At 61.6% G+C, this 22,614-nt stretch carries 19 protein-coding genes; 10 read left to right on the top strand and 9 right to left on the bottom strand.

The genetic code is table 11. From position 1 onward, the window contains the following. Window positions 1-68: 68 nt before the first annotated feature. On the bottom strand, window positions 69-1,253 hold the full coding sequence (locus AC1D2R_RS09470; RefSeq protein ID WP_477967027.1) for an NAD(P)/FAD-dependent oxidoreductase: 1,185 nt from the start codon (window positions 1,251-1,253) through the stop codon (window positions 69-71). On the opposite strand from AC1D2R_RS09470, the gene mnmC2 reads away from it, so the two are divergent. Then, entirely contained in the window at window positions 1,252-1,968 is a 717-nt protein-coding gene (mnmC2, locus tag AC1D2R_RS09465; RefSeq protein ID WP_477967026.1) for a tRNA (5-methylaminomethyl-2-thiouridine)(34)-methyltransferase MnmC2, read from the top strand. The two genes, AC1D2R_RS09470 and mnmC2, sit on opposite strands and share 2 nt — an antisense overlap. On the opposite strand, the gene AC1D2R_RS09460 is transcribed toward mnmC2, so the two are convergent. After that, on the bottom strand, window positions 1,965-5,174 hold the full coding sequence (locus AC1D2R_RS09460) for a response regulator (protein ID WP_477967025.1): 3,210 nt from the start codon (window positions 5,172-5,174) through the stop codon (window positions 1,965-1,967). The genes mnmC2 and AC1D2R_RS09460 overlap by 4 nt on opposite strands. A gap of 273 nt (window positions 5,175-5,447) precedes the next feature. Between AC1D2R_RS09460 and AC1D2R_RS09455 the strand changes: the two genes are divergently transcribed. Further along, complete coding sequence (locus AC1D2R_RS09455) at window positions 5,448-5,840, top strand: hypothetical protein (RefSeq protein ID WP_477967024.1); 393 nt, start codon at window positions 5,448-5,450, stop codon at window positions 5,838-5,840. A gap of 340 nt (window positions 5,841-6,180) precedes the next feature. Then, entirely contained in the window at window positions 6,181-7,851 is a 1,671-nt protein-coding gene (locus tag AC1D2R_RS09450) for a DEAD/DEAH box helicase (RefSeq protein WP_477967023.1), read from the top strand. A gap of 49 nt (window positions 7,852-7,900) precedes the next feature. Here the strand turns inward: AC1D2R_RS09450 and AC1D2R_RS09445 are convergent, their stop codons facing one another. Further along, window positions 7,901-8,800: a DMT family transporter gene (locus AC1D2R_RS09445; RefSeq protein WP_477967022.1), complete on the bottom strand. Its 900-nt coding sequence runs from the start codon at window positions 8,798-8,800 to the stop codon at window positions 7,901-7,903. 371 nt (window positions 8,801-9,171) lie between these two features. Between AC1D2R_RS09445 and AC1D2R_RS09440 the strand changes: the two genes are divergently transcribed. Genes AC1D2R_RS09440 through AC1D2R_RS09430 form a run of 3 tightly spaced genes read left to right on the top strand, consistent with a single transcriptional unit; the run spans window position 9,172 to window position 12,359 of the window. After that, entirely contained in the window at window positions 9,172-10,581 is a 1,410-nt protein-coding gene (locus AC1D2R_RS09440) for a circularly permuted type 2 ATP-grasp protein (protein WP_477967021.1), read from the top strand. After that, window positions 10,581-11,522: an alpha-E domain-containing protein gene (locus AC1D2R_RS09435; RefSeq protein WP_477967020.1), complete on the top strand. Its 942-nt coding sequence runs from the start codon at window positions 10,581-10,583 to the stop codon at window positions 11,520-11,522. Before AC1D2R_RS09440 ends, AC1D2R_RS09435 begins: the two co-directional genes overlap by 1 nt. A 12-nt stretch (window positions 11,523-11,534) precedes the next feature. Then, window positions 11,535-12,359 carry a transglutaminase family protein gene (locus tag AC1D2R_RS09430; RefSeq protein ID WP_477967019.1) on the top strand — a complete coding sequence of 275 codons (825 nt, stop codon included), beginning with the start codon at window positions 11,535-11,537 and terminating at the stop codon, window positions 12,357-12,359. On the opposite strand, the gene AC1D2R_RS09425 is transcribed toward AC1D2R_RS09430, so the two are convergent. The 3 genes from AC1D2R_RS09425 to AC1D2R_RS09415 all read right to left on the bottom strand — a co-directional run bounded on the left by AC1D2R_RS09425 (window position 12,313) and on the right by AC1D2R_RS09415 (window position 14,554). Next, window positions 12,313-13,194 carry a transglutaminase-like domain-containing protein gene (locus AC1D2R_RS09425; RefSeq protein ID WP_477967018.1) on the bottom strand — a complete coding sequence of 294 codons (882 nt, stop codon included), beginning with the start codon at window positions 13,192-13,194 and terminating at the stop codon, window positions 12,313-12,315. The genes AC1D2R_RS09430 and AC1D2R_RS09425 overlap by 47 nt on opposite strands. 97 nt (window positions 13,195-13,291) lie before the next feature. Then, window positions 13,292-14,167, bottom strand: a complete 876-nt coding sequence (locus AC1D2R_RS09420) for a transglutaminase family protein (RefSeq protein WP_477967017.1) — start codon at window positions 14,165-14,167, stop codon at window positions 13,292-13,294. A gap of 144 nt (window positions 14,168-14,311) precedes the next feature. After that, the gene (locus AC1D2R_RS09415) at window positions 14,312-14,554 is read right to left on the bottom strand and encodes a hypothetical protein (protein WP_477967016.1); all 243 of its coding nucleotides are present in this window, start codon (window positions 14,552-14,554) and stop codon (window positions 14,312-14,314) included. Between the two features lie 480 nt (window positions 14,555-15,034). Between AC1D2R_RS09415 and AC1D2R_RS09410 the strand changes: the two genes are divergently transcribed. The 4 genes from AC1D2R_RS09410 (at window position 15,035) to AC1D2R_RS09395 (ending at window position 18,071) form a co-directional block, all read left to right on the top strand. Continuing rightward, a complete protein-coding gene (locus AC1D2R_RS09410) occupies window positions 15,035-15,376 on the top strand; it encodes a YciI family protein (protein WP_477967015.1) in 342 nt (113 codons plus the stop codon). A 415-nt stretch (window positions 15,377-15,791) separates the two neighbouring features. Beyond that, window positions 15,792-15,959 (top strand): hypothetical protein, encoded by a 168-nt coding sequence (locus tag AC1D2R_RS09405; protein ID WP_477967014.1) that lies wholly within the window; start codon window positions 15,792-15,794, stop codon window positions 15,957-15,959. 31 nt (window positions 15,960-15,990) lie between these two features. Next, window positions 15,991-17,436: a phospholipase D family protein gene (locus tag AC1D2R_RS09400; protein WP_477967013.1), complete on the top strand. Its 1,446-nt coding sequence runs from the start codon at window positions 15,991-15,993 to the stop codon at window positions 17,434-17,436. A 116-nt stretch (window positions 17,437-17,552) separates the two neighbouring features. Then, window positions 17,553-18,071 (top strand): GNAT family N-acetyltransferase, encoded by a 519-nt coding sequence (locus tag AC1D2R_RS09395; RefSeq protein ID WP_477967012.1) that lies wholly within the window; start codon window positions 17,553-17,555, stop codon window positions 18,069-18,071. A gap of 155 nt (window positions 18,072-18,226) precedes the next feature. On the opposite strand, the gene araD is transcribed toward AC1D2R_RS09395, so the two are convergent. From araD to araD1, 3 genes are all read right to left on the bottom strand, one after another. Continuing rightward, window positions 18,227-19,972 carry an L-arabinonate dehydratase gene (araD, locus tag AC1D2R_RS09390; RefSeq protein ID WP_477967011.1) on the bottom strand — a complete coding sequence of 582 codons (1,746 nt, stop codon included), beginning with the start codon at window positions 19,970-19,972 and terminating at the stop codon, window positions 18,227-18,229. A gap of 63 nt (window positions 19,973-20,035) precedes the next feature. Continuing rightward, window positions 20,036-21,469, bottom strand: a complete 1,434-nt coding sequence (locus AC1D2R_RS09385) for an aldehyde dehydrogenase family protein (RefSeq protein WP_477967010.1) — start codon at window positions 21,467-21,469, stop codon at window positions 20,036-20,038. A 71-nt stretch (window positions 21,470-21,540) separates the two neighbouring features. After that, on the bottom strand, window positions 21,541-22,536 hold the full coding sequence (araD1, locus tag AC1D2R_RS09380) for an AraD1 family protein (protein ID WP_477967009.1): 996 nt from the start codon (window positions 22,534-22,536) through the stop codon (window positions 21,541-21,543). Window positions 22,537-22,614: the final 78 nt, after the last annotated feature.

The following is a 22,614-nucleotide window of genomic DNA, read 5'->3' as shown; positions in this document are numbered from 1 at the left end:
CGCCTCGCTGTTGCGCAAGCTGATAGGTGATTTGCATGACAGAATAACGAAGGGCAGCGATTGCTAATTCACGCTAAGCGGGAAGCGGCACGGATGTGACTGGAGAACTGAAAGCTCTCGGGAAGCTCGAAGGGCGGCTGGCGGCCGGCAGCGCTCACGACGACCCACTCGGCCAGACGGTGCGCGAGCCCGAAGCTTACCTTGAAGCCGCCGGTGAGAGCCATGAGGCTTTCGTGGGACGGGTGCGCGCCAACCATGGGGTCACGGTCGATCGCCTTGGGCCGCAAGCCGGCCCAGCGTTCGACGACCGGCGCATCGCGAAGCGCAGGCACAAGACCCCTTGCATCAGCCAGAAGCGCATCGAGCTGTCCGTCGGTAGAATAGGGATCGTCGAAGCGGTTCTCACTGGTGCTGCCGATGGCGACATGACCACCCTCGTGCGCCACGATATAGAGCCCGTCGCGGAAGATTGTCGGCAACGAGGGATCGACATCGGCTTTGAGCAGAGCTGCCTGCCCCTTGACGGGCTGACCGAGCGGCTGCGTCAGGCCATGGCTGTAACGCGAGAGTAAGGGGAAGGAACGGTACCCGGCAGCGACGATGCAGTGGCCGAACGCGACGGCGCCCGCATCCGTTGCTGCGACATTGCAGGCGAGATCGATGCCGGTAAGCGCGACATTCTCGATGATCCGCACATGCCTTGCGCCCCGCAGGAATGCGGCGAGGGCGGCGACAAGGGATCGCGGTGCAACCCTGGCGGCAAGCGTGTCATGCACGAAGCCTCCCTCGTTTCCAGCGGCGTCCAGCCAGCCGGCAACGGGAGGCGCATCGAGAACGTGCCAGTGAAATTGACGGACGCCAGCATCCCAATGGAGCTCGGCGTCGGCGGAATGTCCGAGCGCGATTTTGCCCAGATGCGGTTTCGGCAAGGGAATGAGACGCCCCGAGCGGCGATAGCCCGCCGACAGACCGGTCTCGCTCTCAAGCGCTGCGATTTCGGCTTCCAGCGACACCAGCGCATCGAACTGGAACTGCTTCTTGGCGTTCCATCTGTCCGGCATGTGCGGCATCAGGGCTCCGAGCAGCCCGCCGCTCGCGCCCTGCCCGAGTGAGCCTTCGTCGATCAGCAGCGTATCGATCCCCATGCGCTCCGCATGAACCGCCGCCCACAGACCCATGATGCCGCCGCCGACGATCAGCAGCGCGGCGGACGATTGACCCGAAGGCAAGGCCGGACTATCGGCTGTTGGCATGACAGATACGGATCCCGATCAGATTGACAGAGCAAACCAGCCGCTTGAATGGCGCGACGGCGATATGCCCTATTCACCGGCCTTTGGCGACCACTTTTATTGCCAGACGGATGGTCGTCTGGAATGCGGTCACGTGTTCCTTTCTGGCAACGGCCTGCCACAGCGCTGGCAGAATCGAGCCACCTTCCTGATTGGCGAACTCGGTTTCGGCACAGGCCTCAACTTCGCAGAGACATGGCGGCAGTGGCAGCTCTTCCGGTCGGGTGGCCAGCAGCTGCACTTCATGTCGTTCGAGCTCTACCCCATGCGCCGCGAGGAGATCGACCGCGCACTGTCGCACTGGCCGGAAATCGATGCAGAGCGTCAGGCTCTCGCAGCCCGGTGGCCCGGCGCACCGGAGGGGGTCGTGTCGCTTGCGCTGGACGATCAGACCAGGCTCAGTGTGGTCTGCGGCCGCGCGATCGACGGGGTTACTGCAGCGCCGGAGGTCTTCGACGCGTGGTATCTGGATGGCTTTGCGCCATCGCGCAACGCGGACATGTGGTCGGAAGAACTGATGCGCCTCGTCTGCGCGAAGACGGCGCCCGCAGGCACCTTCGCGACCTACGCCGCCGCCGGCTTCGTCCGACGCAACCTGATCGCCGCGGGCTTTGCAGTAGAACGGCGTGGCGGCTTTGCCGGCAAGCGCGAGATGCTCTGCGGCGTCAAGCCCTAGCTCGCCGAACGCCGTTCGCTCTGACCGAGCCACAAGCCGATTTTCTCTTCGAGAAGCTCGGGGCTGATCGGTTTCGACATGTAGTCGTCCATGCCAGCGTCCAGGCAGAGTTCGCGGTCGCCTTCCAGTACGTGCGCGGTAACCCCGACGATCGGCACGCGATGGCCTTGCCCGCGCTCGGTGTCACGTATCCGGCGCGTTGCCTCGTGCCCGTTCATGACAGGCATGGAGACATCCATCATGATGATCCGCGGCGAGTGCTTTTCAAAGGCCTCGATGGCTTCCTGCCCGTTGCCGACGACGAGAAAGGTGAGGTTGGTGGCTTGCAGGATCTGCGTGAACACGATCTGGTTCACGTCGTTGTCCTCGGCAACGAGCACGTCGATGAACGCTGGCGCCTGCCGTTCGACCGGCAGCGTGGCAGACGGTTTCGCCTCGGCTTCGACGATCGAACAGGCACCGCCGTCCGCTGCCATCCGTATCCGGTGAGTCCGCACGACGTCGACAATGGTATTGCGCAGGACGTTGGCCCGCGCCGGTTTCATCAGATGCGCCTGACCGTTGAGAGCGGCAAACTCTTTTTCAGTGCCCGAAATGTCCATCGACGTCATGAAGATGATCGGCAGGTCGCCGAAGCGGGCGTCGGCGCGCAGCTTTCGCGCGACATCGCCGCCGTTCATTCCGGGTATCTGATAGTCGAGCACAATCGCGTCGATCGCGACACCCAGCTCGCGCGCAGCCTCGAGGATCGCAAGTCCCTCAAATCCATCTTCGGCAGCGGCCCCATCGAAACCCCACAGCGCCAGTTGCTCCGTCAGGATCTGGCGGTTCACAGCATTGTCGTCGACAACCAGAATGCGCGCGCCGCGGACATTGATCGGCAAGGGCTTCGGCTCGGGCCGCGCCGCAGCAACGAAGAAAGGCAGGTTGATGGTGAAGACGGATCCCCTGCCGACTTCGCTGTCGACCTCGATGTAACCGCCGAAGAGATCGACCAGACCGGCGGTGATGGCAAGTCCAAGGCCGGTCCCTTCGTGACGTCGCGTCGAGGATCCGTCAATCTGCGAGAATTTTCCGAAGATGGAATCGATCCGGTCCCGCGGCATGCCGATGCCGGTGTCTTCTATGCGGATCGTCGCCATGATTTCGTCGGCAGCACCTGCCGTGTAGTCCATATCGACAAGGACGTGACCGCGCTCCGTGAACTTGATGGCATTGCCGACAAGGTTCGTGACGATCTGTCGAAACCGGCCCGCGTCGCCGATAATGGCCGACGGCAAGCCGGAAGCGGTGCGAACGAGCAGTTCGACGCCCCGTTCCGCTGCCAGCGACGATAGCAGCGTGACCACATCCTCGACGGCCTCGACCGGATCGAAGGTCACCCGACGCAGGGTCATCTGACCGGAGTCGATCTTCGAAAAATCGAGGATATCGTTGATGATGGTCATCAGCGCGTGGCCTGACTTCTCGATGATGTCGACGAAGGTCTTCTGGCGGGTATCGAGGTTGGTATTGGCCAGCAACTCGGCCATACCGAGCACGCCGTTCATCGGCGTTCGAATTTCATGGCTCATGTTGGCCAGAAACTCCGACTTGACCCTGTCGGCCGCCTCGGCTCGCGCAAGCAGGAGCGTCAACTCCTCCTCGCGGCTCTTCATGGCTGTGATGTCCGTGAACAGTGCCACCCAGTGCCGGCGCTCGCTGACGGTGATGTCCATCTGCACCCAGCGGCATTCGGGAACACGAAAGACGCGCGACACGGCCTGTCCCGCGCCAAGCGCCTGCCTGAGATCGCCGAGCACAATACCCGGATCGTCCGGGAAATCGCCGCGGGCGGCACAGAATGTGAAGAATTCGGCCCACTTCCGACCGACCTCGAGATAGCGGCCAGGAATATCAAGCATGCCGGCCAGCGCGTCGTTGCCGAGCAGGATTTCGTCATCCTGGACGATGAGCAACCCCTGCGACATGGCCTGCGTCGCATCGCTCATCAGCTCGCCGAGGATTTCAAGTGCCTCGCGCGCTGCATGGATCTCCTTCTCATGCAAGCGGATCGTGGTGATATCGGCATAGGTTAGAAGCACGCGCTCGTTCGCTATCCGGCGACTGTCGACAACAAGGGACGTGGTGCCCCAGTTTATCTCGGCTGACGGCGCCTGCTCGCCGGAGCGGAACTGACAGACGCGCCGCGCGTAGATCTCTTCGGACGTCTCCCCCGGGCCATAGCGGCCGAGCGCGTGATTGTGCTCGACGAGCTCCCGGTAGGAGCGCCCCTCGAAGCGACGGCCCGGCAGATCTGAGATCTGGTAGAACGCCTCGTTGCCATAAAGGATGGTCAGATCGCTCTCAAGAATGAGAACGCCGACAGGCAGCGAGTTCAGGATACTTGCGATGTCGCTATGCAGTACTTCGGTGTGGGCGTGCGCGGCGATCAGTTCCTTCTCGCGCTCCTTGAGCAACGAGACGTCCGAAAAGGAACCGACGATATAGCGCTCGCCGCCCGATGCCTCGAAACGGTTGATGCGGGCAAGCACCGGATAGCGCGTGTCGCCGGCTCCGGGCAGCAGGCTCTCGACCTCGGTCGCCTTCCCTGTCTCCAGCACCTCGGCGTTGCCCCGGTGAACGACGTCTCCGGCGGCTTCGCCGAACATCTCCTGCTCGGTCTTTCCGAGAGCTTGCGCGCGCGATTGACCCGTAAAGACTTCAAAACGTTCGTTGGCATAGATCAGACGATGGTGTTCGTCGCGCGCGAAGGCAGCAACCGGGAGGGCTTCCATGATCGCCCGCAGCAGATCGAGTTCCGCTGAGCCGTCGATGGACGGACCCTTCTGCCGGCCCCGCGCACGCATCGCCTTGTGCTCCGTTTCGAAGAGGCCGAGGACGTAGACGCGCTCCGGCGACAGCATGAAGCTCTCGATCCGCACCCTGTCGTAACCGAGACCTGTCGTGTCGAAGCAAATGGCGCTTTCCTCGCTCGCAAAGACGAGCGCCCGGCGCTCCTTGTCCTCACGGTCTTGCTCTTCCGGCCTGTCGAACAGCTCGCGACTGCGCCGGCCGATGAAGTCGGAGACTTCCTTCGCGAAGAAATCGGCATAGGCTTGGTTGACGGCGACGTATCGAAGCTCGCTGTTCTTGACATAGGCCGGGTATTCCAGATCCGCGATCCGGCGGCATGCCAGTTCGAGAAGGTCCCCGCGTGATCTCAAAAAGCTGCTCCGCCACAAAGGTCTTGAGGAAATTGCCGTTCGCTTCGAACCTTAGACGCGAGGCCTTTAACAATGCATTAACCATGACGATTCCACGGCGGAAAATTATGTGCCGCAACGCCCGGGTCGGCCGGAGGACGTGTGCCATTCGTGGATACTGCCGGTCGTATCCCGGCAAGCAACGCCAGGAGAAATATGATAGAGTTGAGCTAGTTGTTCATTTGGTCTTCGGAAGACCCGAGGACCGAGACTCGTCCACGAAAGGAGACGAACATGTCCGCACTTCATAAATGCGTGGCGGCGGGCCTGATCACAATGGCTTCGAGCATCGCTGCAGCCCCGGCAGAGGCTCACTCGAACGACTACTTCTGGGGCGGCGTCGCAGCCGGCGCCGTCGGCGGCATCGTGCTGTCGCAGGGCCTGCGGCCCTATCCATACACCTATGGCTACCCGGACGGATATGGCTATCCCTACGCTTACGGGTATCGGTACGGCGCCCCCTATTACCGCTATCCCTACCGATCCTACTATCCGGCCTATCGACCCTATTCGGTCTACAGATCCCAGTACCGCCCCCATTTCTACCAGCCCTACCGTCGCTGCCATATCGAATGGCGTCGCAACGGCTGGGGAACGGCCTACAGGGTGAGTGTCTGCCCCTACTGAGGGACCAGCCCGGCAGCCGGGCGCCGCCGAAAGAGCGGCGCTAGGGAAGCCTTTCTCTGGCCGGTGCCCTTGACTTTCCAAGCGAACTAGACCAAATGCAGGCCAGCTTTCACCTTCCGGCCGCCGCGTGAGCGTGCCCCTGCCAGCAAATAGGATGCAGGAAGAAGGACAAAAGCGCATTTCGTACAGGCCGCATCCCAAGACGCGGCAGAAGCGCTGGAAAGCTTTTTCCAACAAGACAAGTTCCCACTTCACGCGGGGTGCTTGACGCCAGAATAACACCGGGCCGCACTCCGCGTTCCGGCGATTTTGTTTTGGCGCGCCCTAAAAAGGTTATGACTTGACCAATTTTGAATCGCTTGGTGTTTCCAAGCCGATCGTCGCCACACTTTTCCAGCTCGGCATCGAAACGCCGACCCCCATCCAGGAAAAGGCGATCCCGCTTCTTCTCGAAGGCCGCGATCTCATCGGCCTCGCCCAGACCGGCACCGGCAAGACCGCCGCCTTCGGCCTGCCGATCATCGAAAAGCTCCTGAAGGACGAAAAGCGTCCTGACAACCGCACCACCCGGACGCTTATCCTCGCCCCTACCCGCGAACTGGTGAACCAGATCGCCGTCAGCCTGAAGAACTTTCTCCGCAAGTCGCATCTTCGTATCAACGTCGTTGTCGGCGGCGTGTCGATCAACAAGCAGCAGCTGCAGCTCGAAAAGGGCACCGACATCCTCGTCGCAACCCCTGGCCGCCTGCTTGACCTCGTCAACCGCCGCGCCATCGGCCTGACGGCAGTGCGCTACCTCGTTCTCGACGAAGCCGACCAGATGCTCGACCTCGGCTTCGTGCACGACCTGCGCAAGATCGCCAAGATGGTTCCGAAGAAGCGTCAGACGATGCTTTTCTCCGCAACCATGCCGAAGTCGATCGCCGATCTCGCCGGCGAATACCTCGTCGACCCGATCAAGGTCGAAGTGACGCCTCCGGGCAAGGCTGCCGACAAGGTCGAGCAGTACGTACACTTCGTCAACGGCAAGAACGACAAGACGGACCTCCTGAAGAAATCGCTCAGCGAAAACCCGGATGGCCGCGCCATGGTCTTCCTGCGCACCAAGCACGGCGCCGAGAAGCTGATGAAGCACCTCGAGCATATCGGTTACTCGGTTGCGTCGATCCACGGCAACAAGAGCCAGGGACAGCGCGAACGTGCTCTCAAGGCGTTCCGTGACGGCGACATCAAGACGCTGATTGCCACTGACGTGGCCGCCCGCGGCATCGACATCCCGGCCGTCAGCCACGTCTACAACTACGACCTGCCGGAAGTTCCCGACGCCTACGTTCACCGCATTGGCCGTACGGCCCGCGCTGGCCGCGATGGCATCGCGATCGCTTTCTGCGCACCCGACGAAGCCCGCCTGTTGCGCGATATCGAGCGTCTGATGAACATCGATATCACCGTGGCAAGCGGCGAAGCGCCGACCAGCATGAACGCCTCTCCGCGTCGCGCCAACGGCAACCGCAACGGCGGTGGCCAGGGTCGTGGCGGCGAAGGCCGCGGCGAACAGAACCGCACCGGCAACCGCCAGGAACGTCGCCCGCGTCGCGAAGGCGAAGGTGGCGAACACCGTGCCGGCAACGAGGAACGTCGCGAGCGTCGTCCGCGTCCCGAGCGCCAGTCCGCGCGCAACGAGGACTTCCGCGGCCAGCGCCGTGGCGAGGCTGCACCTGCCGGTCCGGACAACGATCTGGCCGCGACGTCGGATTTCCGCCCGGCCCGCAAGCCGCAGCGCCCGCAGCCGCATGGCAGCAACGCCAATTCCGGCGACGCAAACCGTCATCACCCCGGCGCCGGCGCACGCAACGCGCATGGTCGCCCGGCCCGCAAGCCAGGTGAGGACCGCGGCGTGCAGGCCAATACCGGCGGCGAGCGCGGCGAACGTCGCGAAGGCAACGGCGGCAACCGCCGCGGCGGCCCATCGCGCGGCGGCAACGGCGGCCAGCGCCGCGAACGCGCCTAGTCCTTGGAAATTGAAGGAAAACGGACGGCGGGAGAGATCTCGCCGTTTTTTATTGCGGCTGCTCCTGCAGGGGGGCAACCGTCTTGCGGTTGGTCAGGTAGACGCCCGTGACCACGACGATGGTTCCGATCACCAAAGGCATCGTTAGCGGCTCTCCGAAAGCGATGAACGATTCGATCGCCACGGCCGGCGGCATCAGATAGATCAGCGACGCGGCGCGCGACACCTGGCCGCGACGGATCAGGTAAAGCAGCAGCCCGACGCCGCCCATCGAGAGCCCCAGGACAGACCAGACGAGTGCGGCGATCGCCGGTACCGATCCGTCGAAATGCATCCTTTCGAAGGCCAGCATCAGGGGCACCGTCACGATCAACGCTCCGACATACTGCAATGTTGCGATCGCCGGAAGATTTCCGCTCTGCAGACGCTTCTTCTGATAGAGCGTTCCATAGGTCACGGAGCCCATTGCCAGCAGATTGACCGCGAGCGGCACCAGGGAATGGACCAGATTTGCATTGGCTGGATCAACGAGCTTCGGCGATATCGCGATCGCGATTCCGAAGAAGCCGAGCGCGAGACCCAGCTTCTGCGCGCCTTCCAGCCGCTCTCCAACAAGCAGCGGCGCGGCCATTGCGGTCAGCAATGGCTGAAGCGCCGCGATGATGCCGGATATGCCGGCCGGCACGCCGTTGGCGATCGCCCACCACAGCCCGGCAAGATAGAATCCGTGGAGAAAGCACCCGGAATAGATCGCCCTGAGAACAACCGCCTTCTCCGGCCAGTTGACCCGCATGGCGATGCACAGCGCAAGGAACGCCAGCGCGGAAAGACCATAGCGGATGGCAAGGAATGTAAAAGGCTCGGAATGCATGGCCGCATATTTGGCGACCACCCAGCCCGTGGACCACAGCAGAACGAAGATGGCCGGGGCAAGACGATCGAGCGACATTGGCAACTCTTGGAAATAGGGCGACTCTTCAGACGTACTCTGCGGGGCAGATAGCCGAGCTAGCCCCTTCCCGTCAAAGGCGAACGGTTGATGCTTATGTCAAGTTTCATTGATACCCCAGGGCATCGACGAAAGGCCCATCGCCTGAAATTGAATCGCACCGAGGGCGGAAAATGATCAGTTGCTTATGTTTTGAGCTGGCAAAAACAATTGACGGCGGAGACCGATACGCCAGATGTCGGTAATTGCCCAGTTTTTCGGCTGTTTTGATGGACCAAGGCGATTTTGCGAATATTCTCCTCCAACTGAGCATGGTTCTTGCATTGCAATTTGCGTTGTATTCAAATGAAGAAAAAAGGGGAGCCACACCTTTGGCATTTGATGAAATGATCACCGGGGACGAAAGTCCGCGAGAGCCATATGAGAAATACTTTGAGTGGTACAACAACCAAGATCGAGCGCATCTGATTGCCAAGTCCCGCGACGCGGAAAACATATTCCGGAAAACCGGGATTACCTTTGCGGTATACGGGCACGCCGATTCCTCCGAAAAGCTCATCCCCTTCGACATCATCCCCCGCATCATCTCAGGCCGCGAATGGCGCAAGCTCGCACAGGGCATCGAACAGCGGGTCATCGCCCTCAACGCCTTCCTCGACGATATCTACCACAAGCAGGAAATCATCCGCGCCGGCCGCATTCCGCGCGAACTGATAGAGCGCAATGACACATTCCTGCCTGAAATGATCGGCTTCCGCCCGCCGGGCGGCGTCTACACGCATATCGTCGGCACCGACATCGTGCGCACCGGCGAAGATGAGTTCTATGTGCTCGAAGACAATGCCCGTACGCCATCCGGCGTCAGCTACATGCTGGAAAACCGGGAAACGATGATGCACATGTTCCCCGAACTGTTCCACGAAAACAAGGTTCGGCCGGTCGAGAACTACCCCTACCTGCTTCGCCAGAGCCTGGCATCGCTGGCACCTCCGGGCTGCAAGGGCAAGCCGCGCGTGGCAGTGCTGACGCCAGGCATCTACAACTCGGCCTACTACGAGCATTCGTTCCTGGCCGATACGATGGGCGTCGAGCTCGTCGAAGGCTCGGATCTGCGCGTGATCGACGGCAAGGTGAAGATGCGCACGACACGCGGCTACGAGGCAATCGACGTCCTGTACCGCCGTGTCGACGACGATTTCCTCGACCCTTTGACATTCCGTCCGGATTCGGCCCTCGGCATCCCCGGCATCATGGACGTCTACCGCTCGGGCAACATCACCATCGCCAACGCGCCGGGCACCGGTATCTGCGACGACAAGGCGATCTATTCCTACATGCCCGAGATCGTCGAGTTCTACACGGGGCGCAAGGCGATTTTGGAAAACGTGCCGACCTGGCGCTGTTCGGAGGATTCCAGCCTGAAATACGTGCTGGAACATCTCGACGAGCTGGTCGTCAAGGAAGTCCACGGCTCGGGAGGCTACGGCATGCTGGTCGGACCGACGGCCTCCAAGAGGGAACGTGCCGAATTCGCTGAAAAGCTCAAGGCGCGACCCAACAACTATATCGCCCAGCCGACCCTCTCCCTCTCCACCGTTCCGATCCTTGTCAACAAGGGCATCGCTCCACGCCACGTGGATCTTCGCCCCTACGTTCTGGTTTCCGACAAGGTCCAGATCATTCCGGGCGGACTGACGCGTGTGGCACTCAAACAAGGCTCGCTCGTGGTTAATTCCAGCCAGGGCGGCGGCACAAAAGATACCTGGGTATTGGAGGACTGATGCTCGGAAGAACTGCAAACGGGCTCTATTGGATGTTCCGTTACATCGAGCGCGCCGAAAACATCGCGCGCCTCATCGACGCCGGTCTGCGCATGTCGCTGACCAGAAGCGGATCAGGCGACGACAACTGGGACGGCGTGTTGCAAAGTGCGGGTGTTCGCGAAGCCTATGACGAAGGTCACACCAAACTGACCAGCGCCGACGCGATCGATTATCTGCTGCGCGATCGCTCGAACCCTTCGAGCGTCATGTCCTGCGTCGACTACGGGCGCAACAATGCCCGCATGGTACGCACGGCGCTGACCCGCGAAACCTGGGAAGCGACCAACGAGTTCTGGATCGAACTCAAGGCTCTGCTGTCCAGGCGGCTTAAGCCTGCCGAGATGCCAGAAGCCATCGACGCCATCAAGCACCGCGCGGGATTGATCCGCGGTGCGCTGCACGGCTCCATGCTGCGCAACGAGCTGTACAATTTCGCTCGCATGGGCACGTTCATCGAGCGGGCCGACAACACCAGCCGCATTCTCGACGTGAAGTACTATGTCCTGCTGCCGGCCGTCTCCGCCGTCGGAACGTCGATCGACAATGTCCAGTGGGAGTCGATCCTGCGCTCGGTTTCCGCCCACCGCTCGTACAGCTGGGCCTACGACGGCGAATACCGCGCCATGAACATCGCCCACTTCCTGATCCTCAATGGCCAGATGCCGCGTTCGCTCGCCTACTGCTACGAGAAGATTGTCAGCGAACTCGGATACCTTGCAAAGGATTACGGCGAGCGGCTGCCCGCCCACGACACGGCCGATTCCATCCGCAAGACGCTGCAGACCAGCGCCATCAAGGATATCATGGATCAGGGCCTGCACGAATTCCTCGAGGATTTCGTCACACGCAACAACCAGCTCGGCATGGAAATTTCCGACGGGTACCGATTCTACGTATAGGCGGGTCACGAGATGAGACTGAAGATTAGCCACGTCACAGAATACCGCTACGACGAGCCGGCTGCATTCTCGCTGCAGCGGCTGCGGCTGACGCCACCGGCGGTCCCCGGCCAGTCGACCCTCAACTGGTCGCTGCATGTCGAGGGCGCCAAACCCGAGGTCGAGTACGACGATCAGTTCGGAAACCACGTCAACCTTGTTTCGCTGCAGGGCGAACAGCAGGTGACGCGCATCGTCGCGGAGGGTGAAGTCGAGACGGAAGACCGCAATGGCGTCATTGGCCCGCATACCGGCTTTTGTCCCTTGTGGCTTTTCCTGCGGGACACGCCGCGAACGAAGCCGGGCAAGCTGATCAGGGAATTGATCACGGGCGTCAACGGCGACAACGACCTTGCGAGGATGCACTCGCTGATGGCTGCCATCCACGAAACGGTGGACTATCGGCCCGGCACCAGCGACACCGACACGACGGCAGAGCAGGCGCTGGAGAAGAAGAGCGGCGTCTGCCAGGACCATGCCCATATCTTCGTGGCGGCAGCGAGAACCTTGCAGATACCGGCCCGTTACATCTCCGGCTACCTTATGATGGAAGAAAAGATCGAGCAGGCAGCCACCCATGCATGGGGTGAGGCCCATATCCCCGGCCTCGGCTGGGTCGGCTTCGATCCTGCCAACAAGATCTGCCCGGATGAGCGCTACGTGCGCGTCGCCACGGGGCTCTGCTACAAGGACGCCGCCCCTGTTTCCGGCATGCGCATCGGCACGCCGGGCGAAAAGCTCGCAGTGATCGTCAAGGTCGAAGACCAGGGGCAAATGCAGAGCCAGACTCAGAGCTGAACTGCGCCTGCATGGGCACGGCGTCGTTGACGGGAATCTCGTCGGTGACGACGTCGAACTGTGCCAGCGTTGCCGGGCCAAAAGCCGTTGAAAGCGCAACATCGGTTGCATCGCGGCCCGTCGCCATCAGGATACGCCCGATGCGAGGTGTGTTGTGTCGCGCATCCACCGTATGCCAATGCCCGCCGAGATAGACCTCGAACCAGGCGCTGAAATCCATCGGCGCCGGATCCTTGGGCACACCGATATCGCCGAGGTAGCCGGTGCAATAGCGCGCCGGGATGTTCATGCATCGGCAAAGCGTAATCGCCAAATGCGCGAAGTCGCGGCAGACGCCGGTCCTGTCAGTATAGCCGCCATAGGCGGTTCGCAGGAGATCGGCGTTCATGTAATCGAACCTGATATGGCCGTGGACAAAGTCGGCTATTGCCTGAACACGAGCCCATCCCTGTTGCGTATTCGAGAAATTTGCCCAAGCGAAGTCAGCCAACCGGTCGGTGTCACAATAGCGACTGCCAAGAAGGAACACCAACACATCGTCGGGCAAATCCTTGATCTCGTGCTGCGCAGCGTTCACCGGCACCACGTCCGGCAAGCCGGTATCGTAGATATCGAATTCCGTCGAAATCGTCGTCAATCCCGCCGGCGCCACGATCCGCGCGCAGGAATTGCCGAAATTGTCGGTGTAGCCCCATGCATCGATCGGCTGATTGAAGGAGATCATCTGGTCGGTCAGCAGATCGCCCCGCCGCGAAGGATGAATGTTCAGGACCAGAAGCATCGGCGTTGGCTGCACACATTGATAGCCTATCGTGAAACCAGCGTGAATCTTCATGGTGTTTCCTTTGCAAAGCTACGCCGGTCGATCGGCAGGCTATCAGGGAACGTCAGGGGAGCCGATGAGTTCCATACCCGTGAGCGCTCGCAGCACATCATGGCTCGGTGGTCACGTTGACCTGAACGACCATATCGTCGAAGTCGTCTGCATTCCCGTCATAACTGCCCCAGAGCGGAATTGCCTGGCGCGGGTCGCGCGCGACACCAACGCGGATCAGATCGTGATTGCCGACAATCCCGTTGGTCGGATCGAATTCGACCCAGCCGGCGCCGGGAAGATAGACCTGGCACCACGCATGCGTGGAACCGCCGCCAAGCGTCCTTGATCCATCGCGATCCGGCACGTAGATGTAGCCGGTGACAAAACGGGCGGCGAAGCCGAGCGAACGGGCCGCCTCCATCATCAGCAGAGCGAAGTCGCGACACGTGCCCTGCCGCCGCTGCAACGTCTGGATCGGCGTCTGCGTCCCCCGCTCGACCCGGCGGGCATAGACGAAGCTCTGGCGGATCGCGAAGCACAGCGTCATCAGCACGTGACCCGTCCACCCGGAAGCGCCGGCGCCGACGAATTGCTGCGCCCATTGGTCAACCTCGCCATTGGGATCGTCATAGTAGCGGGCGATGGTGCAGGACAGGTCGGGCTTCTCCTCATCGTCGTAGGAAAAGGGATAGGTCAGCGCCTCGCTGTCCATCTCGAAATCGATCGGAACCTGCGGCGTGTGGTCGAGACGGATATTGGTTTCGAACCGCAATTGATCCGAAGGCCCATCCATATCCACCAGGGCAATGCAATTGCCGAAGACGTCGTGGATCCAACGAATTTGAGCAGGTTCCGGCTCGATCGTCATCGTTGCATCGAGAAGGCGCTGATCGAAACTGTCACGCGGCCGAAACAGCACGCGATGCTGGCCGAATGCCACCGGTCGTTTGTACGAATAGTGTGTAATATGCCTGACGGAAAAAACGGTCATTGTACCCTCGTCCGTCACGGTCTGATAATAGCCGTCACCGCCAGTCTAGAGCAATTCCACAAGAGTGCGCAGCGGTTTGCCTCCGGAACTGCGTAAAAACAAAAAGATGGAGCGTTTTCGCTAATCGAACAAAAGCGGAATGCTCTAATTGAATTCGGGCACTTGTCCAGACTGAAACAGGATGACCGACGGTCCCTGCTCGCCGATCGCGACATTTCCCTCGCGGCACCAGACGACCACGCCCGCGTAATCGTTGACCAGCGTCTGAGCGACATAGACGGCCGTGTCCTCCCCCTTCATCTGCCGCGGCTCGAATGCTGGTACCAGCTTTCCGTAGTCGTCGCGATTGAAGGCGCTGAGGACAATCAGTTTTCTAATTCCAGGCATGGCACGCACCCTCCTGCCGCGATAACGGAAGTGCGCCCGGATTCGTTCCGGTAGAACTGCCGGCGGGCTAAGAAAAGGCGGAGATCTCGCCCCGCCTCTCTGGATCGCCGACGATGTTGATAGTGGCGCTTTGCAAGGCCGGTGGCTCCTCATTCTCGACCTCGTGGCGGGAACCCGGCACGTTCCAGTCCTTGAACGCAGGGGTTCTCTTCATAACGCGCAGACGCGCGGTGCTGGACGCCAGTATCAAGCAGGGAATGAGGGGCAGACGCTTTGCGGAATGATGCAGAAGGCTCAGCCTTCTGTCCCGGTTCCTCAATGAGGGCAGGATCGAAGTCGACAGCAATGTGAAGGCCGGCGTTGGGAGAATTTCTTGGACTGTTTGTCGAATTGCGGTTCGGCCGTTCGTCTTCATATTGAAGGCAGGGCAACAGGCCTACCCGAACGCCCGTTGCGGCAAACGCTGTTACAGGAGGAGCCATGACGCAGTACCTGGTTGCTATTCACCATCCCGATGGCTACGACCCCTCCGTCGCGGAGGACGAAGCGATGTCGCGCGATATCGACGCGCTCAACGACGAGATGAAGGCCGCTGGCGTCAGGATTTTCGTCGGCGGCCTGCGCCCGGCGAGCAGCGCGAGGTCACTGCGGGCGCAGGCCAATGGTGAGGTGTTCGTCACCGACGGGCCGTACCTGGAGACCAAGGAGCACGTGGGTGGTTTTTGGGTGCTGGAGGCAGCTGACCCGGACGAGGCGCTGGCATGGGGGCGCAAGGCCGCCGTCGCCTGCCGCGCGCCGGTCGAGGTGCGCCCGTTTCACTGACGACGTTGATGTGACATTTGCAAAGTCGTTGGGCTGCGGCAGAGTACCTCTTGCAGGCACCTTTCCCTCCCTCATTCTCGCCCTTTTGGCGGGGGATCGAGAACGGTCAGGTCAATGCCTTCCGATCGTCATGCGTAAGGTCGACGGCCTGAGAGATGCCCGCCGAGGCCTCTCTCAGCCAGCCCCATTGATCTCGCCGCATGATCCCGTCACCTGCGCTGCACAGGAGATCGCCAGCGGCGATTCGCCATCATCCCCCAGTCAGCACCCTCGCTCGCACCGCTCACATTGAACGGTGACGACATTGCATGTGAACCGTGTTATCGTTTCATCCCAATACAGACGGGGATAACAGCGGCGCTCACTGTCCATTGGCGCCTTTTCCCTGGCGCCCGGATTGGGTGCGTCCAGGACGATGACTGGGCCGACCGCCGACGCGTCGATCCCGAGATCGGTCAACTTTGGCGCCGTGGAGTGGTCGAATTGGATCTGCACAAAAACCAGCTGCATCAACCAGATTCTCGCCTCCCAAGACGACGCGACGATGAAGGCGGGGTTCATGAAGCTTCTCGAAGAGGACTAGGCGCCGCCGCCGCTAACCAGAGACGAAGGCCATGACGGGGTTCGAGCATACCGCGTTAACCCGGTTGGGCCAGTTCTTCGGCCCGGCCGCCGCTGCGCATCCGGGCCTCTCCGGCTTTAGCCTCTTGAGCGAGGCGCGAGAGGCGTTCATCACGCGCTTGGCGCTGGCCGACCTGGCCGAGCGAACTCTCGACATGCAGTACTATGTGTGGGACGGCGACACGACCGGCCGGATCATCGTCGACCGGGTGGTGAGGGCGGCCGATCGCGGGGTCAGGGTGCGGCTCCTCGTCGACGATCCCTACTACAAAGCCAGCGATCAGGTCAAAGCTGCCCTCGACGCCCACCCCAACATCGAAATCCGTCTATTCAACCCGACCAAAAACCGGAGGTGGTCCAGACTAGACTTCCTTGTCGACTTCCGCCGGGTCAACCGCCGCATGCACAACAAGCTGGTGGTGGCCGACAATTCGGCGGCGATCGTTGGCGGTCGCAATATCGGCGACGACTACTATGGCGTGAATACCGTCGCCAATTTTCGCGATCTGGATGTGCTGGCGGTCGGACCTGTTGTGGGCGATCTGTCGGAGGTGTTCGACCGATACTGGAACAGCGCCTCGACGGTGCCGATCGCAACCATCGTCGAGCGCACCTATGGAGCCGCCGATCTCGATGCCATCCTGACCCGCTTGCGCCAGGAGATTGCTACTGCTGACTACCCCTATCCGATCGATCAGGATCTCGGCGAGCTGGCGACCCAGAGCGCGGAGCTGCGCGACAGTCTCGTGTGGGCGCCAGGCCGGATCATAGCCGACGACCCGGAAGCGATCGCCCGCGGCAAGGCGGCCGACGACGTGGTCGCCTTCATTCGCGGACGGGTCACCGAATTGAAGGAGGAGCTGCTCGCCGAGGCGCCCTATTTCGTCTTGCCCGCCGGGGCGCAGGCAATCGTCAAGGCGCTGCACGAGCGCAATGTTCGGGTGCGCGTGCTGACCAACTCGCTCGCTTCGAACAACCAGCTCGCCGCGCATTCGGTCTATGCCAAGACCCGCAGGCGCCTACTCGAGTACGGCCTGGAGCTCTACGAGCTGCGCGCGGACACCGACGCCTTCCGGCCGGGCTGGTCGCTCCGTTCCGGGCGGTCGCGGGCGGCCTTGCACACCAAGGCCATGGTCTTCGACAGCAAGGCCGTGTTCATCGGCAGCTTCAACCTCGACCCGCGATCTGCCGTGATCAACACGGAAGCGGGCCTGTATATCGAGAGTCCGGAGCTTGCCGCGAGGCTGACTGCCTATATGGCGACCGGCGTCGCGCCTGCCAACAGCTACCGCGTCTTCCTTGATCCGAATGGCGGGATCGTCTGGAAGACGGTGCGGGACGGCGAGATCGTCAGCTACGGGGACGAGCCCGAAACGGGATTCCGGCGGCGGCTCGTCGCCGACCTCGTGAAACTCCTGCCGATCGACTCGCAAGTTTGACACCGATCGCTTTGCGACCGGCGCTCAGCCTGACGTCTCGGCGTTGGCTGGGCCGATGGCGCGACGACGCGAGCACGCGCTGTGGCCGGTGATGGCATTCCTTGAAAGGCCATGAAATGATAGAAACGGAACGTCTTCTTTTGCGTCCCCCCAGCGCCGTTGATCTTCCAGCGTGGACTGCCTTCCTCGCTGACTCCGAGGGCACACGGTTCATCGGTGGTGAGCAAGATGCCACCGGTGCGTGGCGCAATCTCTGCCTGTTCGCGGGGGCGTGGAGCATTCAAGGATTCAGCAATTTTTCGGTGTTTGAGAAGGCAACCGGTCGCTGGATAGGCCGCGCCGGGCCTTGGTTCCCCCCCGCATGGCCCGGCCCCGAGATCGGTTGGGCGTTCAGTCGCGATGCTTGGGGCAAGGGATACGCAACTGAAGCGGCAAATCGCTGCCTGACTTGGGCGTTCGAGGAGCTTGGCTGGTTGGAGGCAATCCACCTCATTCACCCTGAAAATGAGGCCTCCGTCGCGGTTGCCAAAAGAATTGGCGCAGACCTTCAGTCATCCGGAGGTGCCGCAAAAACCCTAATTTATGTCAGTACCAAGGAGCGCTGGCTTCGGAAAAGCGAAATAAGTGGTCAATGACCGCCATGGGGCAAGGACCAACCCTCCGGCCATTTGCCGTCTGATATCGGAGATGTCCGCCAAAAACCGAAAGCGGCCTCTACCCGCTTAAGAAGGCGGAACTCTCGTCCCGCCTTTCATGAGCGCCCGCCGTCCAAAGTCGGTTGTGTGACGCCTCAGTGGCTGTCGCGGTTCAACGGAATGTCCGAGCCCCGCGGGCCGACCAGGAAGTCGAGATCGGCGCCGGCATCGGCCTGCATGACCGTATTGATGTAGAGCTTGCCGTAGCCGCCCGAAATCGGCATGTGGGGCTTGACCCATGCCGCACGGCGCTTGGCCAGTTCATCGTCTGAGACCTGTAGCTGGATCGTACGCGCGGGAACATCGACCGAGATCATGTCGCCGTTCTGCACCAGCGCCAGCGGTCCGCCTTCGGCGGCTTCCGGTGCGGTGTGCAGGATGACGGTGCCGTAGGCGGTGCCGGACATACGCGCATCCGAAATGCGGATCATGTCCTTGACGCCCTTTTTCAGCACCTTCGGCGGAAGGCCCATGTTGCCGACCTCGGCCATGCCGGGGTACCCCTTCGGGCCGCAATACTTCAGCACCATGATGCACGTCTCGTCGATGTCGAGATCGTCCTTGTTGATGCGCGCATGGTAGTCCTCGATGCTTTCGAAGACGACGGCGCGGCCGGTATGCTGCATCAGGTGCGGAGAGGCTGCAGAAGGCTTCAGTACAGCACCCTTCGGAGCGAGGTTGCCGCGCAGAACGGCAATCCCGCCCGACTGCGTCAGCGCCTTTTCGCGCGGAACGATGACGTCGTCATTGTAGTTCACGACATCCTTGACGCCGTTCCAGATGCTGTCGCCGGTGACGGTGATCGCATCCTTGTGCAGCAGGCCCATCTCGCCGACCGCCTTGATGACGACCGGAAGACCGCCCGCATAGTAGAACTCCTCCATCAGGTGTTTGCCCGACGGCTGCAGGTTGACGATCGTCGGCACGTCGCGGCCGAGGCGGTCCCAGTCGTCGAGCGACAGGTCGACGCCGATGCGGCCGGCCAGCGCCAGAAGATGGAGGACGGCATTCGTCGAGCCGCCGACCGCGCCGTTGACACGGATGGCGTTCTCGAAGGCTTCCTTTGTCAGGATATCGGAAGGCTTCAGATCTTCCTTGACCATATCGACGATACGGCGGCCGGAAAGCTGCGAAATCACGCGACGGCGCGCGTCGACAGCAGGAATGGCAGCGTTGCCGGGCAGCGTCATGCCAAGGGCTTCGGCCATCGACGCCATGGTCGAGGCCGTGCCCATGGTCATACAGCTGCCGGCCGAGCGAGCCATGCCCTGCTCCGCGTCCATGAACTCGTCGAGCGACATCTCGCCTGACTTGACCATTTCCGAGAACTGCCAGATGGCCGTTCCCGAACCGACGTCCTTGCCGCGCCACTTGCCGTTCAGCATGGGGCCACCGGAAACGAGGATGACGGGGATATCGACGGACGCCGCGCCCATCAAAAGGCTTGGCGTGGTCTTGTCGCAGCCGCCAAGCAGCACGACGCCATCGACCGGATTGCCGCGGATCGCTTCCTCGACGTCCATGGCCGCCAGGTTGCGGAACATCATCGCCGTCGGGCGAAGCGTGCTCTCACCGACGGAGAAAACGGGAAACTCGACCGGGAAGCCGCCGGCCTCATAGACGCCGCGCTTGACGCGCTCGGCGAGGTCTCGGAGATGCGCGTTGCATGGCGTCAGCTCCGACCAGGTATTGCAGATGCCGATGATCGGACGACCGTCGAACGTATCGGCCGGAAGGCCCTGGTTCTTCATCCAGGAGCGATGCATGATCGCATTCTTGCCGGTGCCGCCGAACCAGTCGTACGAACGCAGCCTGCGCGGCCATTCAGCTTTCTTTTTCATTTATCTTTGCCTTGTGGGTGACCCCGAGCCGCCCTCGTGACGGCTCGGATCGTCAAACGGTCATTACGCCAGCGTGTATGCGGTCTTGACGGTCGTGTAGAACTCGGCAGCGTATTTGCCCTGTTCGCGCGGACCGTAGGACGAGCCCTTGCGGCCGCCGAACGGAACGTGGAAGTCGACCCCTGCCGTCGGCAGGTTGACCATGACCATGCCGGCTTCGGCATTGCGCTTGAAGTGCGTGGCGTGCTTGAGACTCGTCGTCGCGATGCCGGAGGAGAGGCCGAACGGCGTGTCGTTGGCAGTCGCAAGCGCCTCTTCGTAGTCCTTGACACGGATGAGGGACACGACAGGTCCGAAGATCTCTTCGCGCGAAATGCGCATCTGGTTGGTCGCCTCCGTAAACAACGTCGGCTGCAGATAGAAGCCAGGCGTGTCACGGGTTATCAGCTCGCCCCCGAAGGCGAGCTTGGCGCCCTCGTTTTTGCCGATCTCGATGTAGTCTGTATCGGTCTTCAGCTGGCGCGCGTCGACAACCGGGCCGACATGCGTGCCGGGCTTCATGGCGTGATCGACGACGATCGTCTTGAGCTTCTCCGTCAGCGCCGCGACGAACTTGTCGTGGATGCCTTCGGTGACGATCAGGCGCGATGATGCCGTGCAGCGCTGGCCGGTCGAGAAGAAGCCGGAATTGGCGGCCGCCTCGACGGCAACGCTGAGATCGGCGTCGTCGAGAACCACCATCGGGTTCTTGCCGCCCATTTCGAGCTGGAACTTGCGATTATGCTCGAGCGAGGAAACGGCGACACGCTTGCCGGTGCCGGTCGAACCGGTGAAAGTGATGCCGGCGATGTCAGGACTGTCGAGCATGGCCTGGCCGACGACTGAGCCCTTGCCCATCACCAGGTTCAACACACCCTTCGGCAGACCGGCGCGATGCAGGATGTCGACGATCGCCCAGGAACAGGCTGGAACGAGGTCGGCAGGCTTGAAGACGATGGTGTTGCCATAGCAGAGAGCCGGCGCGATCTTCCAGGCAGGAATGGCGATCGGGAAATTCCACGGCGTGATGATGCCGATGACGCCGAGCGGGTCGCGCGTGATCTCGACGCCGATGTTGGGACGCACCGACGGGATGACTTCGCCGGCAAGGCGCAGCGCTTCGCCCGCGAAGAATTCGAAGATCTGCGACGCGCGGATGGTTTCACCGATCGCTTCCGGCAAGGTCTTGCCCTCTTCGCGCGCCAAGAGCGCGCCGAGCTCGTCCTTGCGGGCCATGATCTCGTCGCCGGCCTTCTTCAGGATGACGTGGCGTTCCCAGATGCCGGAGCGCGACCACGCCGGGAAAGCAGCCTTGGCGGCCGAAATGGCGTTCCTCGTGTCTTCGGCCGAACCTTCGGCGTACAGGCCGACGACTTCGTTGGTGTCGGACGGATTGATGTTCTTCGTCGCGTCGGTGCCGATCCATTCGCCGGCGATCAGGTTCTGATAAATGGTCATGGGCTAAACAAGCCTCCTTTACCGTTTACGAAAGAATGGCCCGGTCGCGCAGGCGCCCGGGCCATGTGAAACTAGAGCTGCTTGACGACGATCTCTTCTTCAGCTTCGATCTGCAGCGGATTGCGCAGCGGCAAGCCGAATTCGGCGACTTCGATTTCGAAGACGTCGCCCTCTTCAGCCTTGATGCCTTCCGCGAAAGACAGCGTCGCCGTGCCGAACATGTGCACGTGGACGTCGCCCGGCACACGAAACAGGCCGTACTTGAAGTGGTGGTATTCGAGGTTCGCGAAAGTATGCGACATGTTCGCTTCGCCCGAAAGGAAGGGCTTTTCGAAGATCACCGTGTCGCCGCGCTTGATGCGCGAGGTACCTCGGATATCCTCCGGCGCGGCGCCGATGCGGATTTCCGGGCCGAAGCTTGCGGGACGCAGCTTGGAATGGGCGAGGTAGAGGTAGTTGATCCGCTCGGTGACGTGGTCGGAAAACTCGTTCGACAGCGCAAATCCGACGCGGAACGGCGTGCCGTCTTCTGATATCACGTAGATACCGGCCATCTCGGGCTCCTCGCCGCCATCGAGCGCGAAGGAGGGAGAGACAAGCGGCGCGCCGGGAGCAGCCGAGCCGTAGCCGTTGCCCTTGTAGAACCACTCGGGCTGCACGCCCTTCTCGCCGGCCTTCGGCTTGCCGTTCTCAAGGCCCATCTTGAACATCTTCATCGAGTCGGTGAGGGTTTCCTCGGCCGCCTCGGAGGACTTCTTGTGCATGGAATCGCGCGTTGCGGCGGAGCCAAGATGCGTCAGACCGGTGCCCGTCAGATGCAAGTGCGCTGCATCAGGATGCGTCATCGGCGGCAGCAAGCGGCCCTCGGCATAGGCCTTTTCGAGTTCGACGGCATCGCCGAGGCCGTGCGAATCGATCACCTGCAACAGCGACTTGCCGCTGTTTGCCGCTTCCATGGCCAGCGCATAGACGCTGTCCGCACCCTTGACGGCTTTCGCGATACCGCCCGGCTCGCGCACGGCGACGATGATCTCTCCGTTGGAACCCTTGATCTGCGAAATAAGCACGGTCTTCATCCTTTTTTAGATAGCGCGGAAAATGCTCCGCCTTTCCGGCTCCCGAAGGAGCCGGATCGGTAAGTTCAT

It is taken from the genome of Rhizobium sp. P1_C7 (assembly GCF_056406295.1).
Note: the sequence above shows the minus strand (reverse complement) of the source record. Positions and strands in the feature narration are given on the sequence as shown.